Annotated in this window: 1 protein-coding gene; it reads left to right on the top strand. The window is 73.0% G+C overall.

What is annotated here, in order from left to right; all coding sequences use genetic code 11:
* The first annotated feature begins 64 nt into the window (after positions 1-64).
* A complete protein-coding gene (locus tag FNX44_RS27385) occupies positions 65-709 on the top strand; it encodes a class F sortase (RefSeq protein ID WP_143651636.1) in 645 nt (214 codons plus the stop codon).
* The last annotated feature ends 50 nt before the right edge of the window (positions 710-759 follow it).

Here is a 759-nt window from a genome sequence, read left to right as displayed (position 1 = left end):
GGTGGCGGGGCGGGGCGAGTGGCGGTTGGCTCGGTTGCCCAGGCACAAGCAGCCGGGAGGCAGCATGGATCGCTATCGGCGCCGGCGGGAGACGCTGGTCGCGACGGTGGTGGCCGCTGGGCTGTGTGGCGGGGTCTGGCTGATCGACAACAGCCCGACGCCCGAGCGTCCGCCGCCGCAGCCGTCGGCGGACGGTGTCGCGGAGGAGCCGCGTCCGGCCCGGCTGCTCGAGAAGGTCGTTCCGCTGGTCGCCTCCGCGCCGACCCGAATACGGATACCGGTGATCGAGGTGGACGCACCGATCACCGGTCTGGGGCTGGACACCGACGGAAGCCTGGAGCCACCTCCGGAGGACGACCCGAACCTCGTCGGCTGGTACCGGGACGGCACCGCTCCCGGAGTCCGGGGGACGGCGATCTTCGCCGGGCACGTGGACCGGGCGGAGGGTCCGAGCGTGTTCTACGGGCTGGGCGCGCTCCGCAAGGGCAACCGCGTGGAGGTGGCGCGCCGGGACGGCCGCACGGCGGTGTTCACCGTCTACGCCATCGAGGTATACGGCCGCGACGACTTCCCGGACCAGCGGGTGTACGGCTCCACCGGGCGGCCGGAGATACGGCTGATCACCTGCGGCGGCGGCTACTCGCACCAGGAGGGCTACCTGGGGAACGTGGTGGTGTACGGCAGGCTCGCCGAGGTGCGCGAAGGGTAGGGCCGGCGGGCGGGGAGGTGAGGAACCGGCCAGGTGGACCGCTCGTTGGG

It is taken from the genome of Streptomyces alkaliterrae (assembly GCF_007097205.2).
Taxonomy (GTDB): Bacteria; Actinomycetota; Actinomycetes; order Streptomycetales; family Streptomycetaceae; genus Streptomyces; species Streptomyces alkaliterrae.
The sequence above is the reverse complement of the archived record's forward strand: the minus strand, read 5'-3'. Positions and strand labels throughout refer to the sequence as shown.

What these genes read in the sequence shown, in the direction of transcription:
- FNX44_RS27385 (WP_143651636.1), top strand. Translation starts at nt 65, where the DNA reads ATGGATCGCTATCGGCGCCGGCGGGAGACGCTGGTCGCGACGGTGGTG.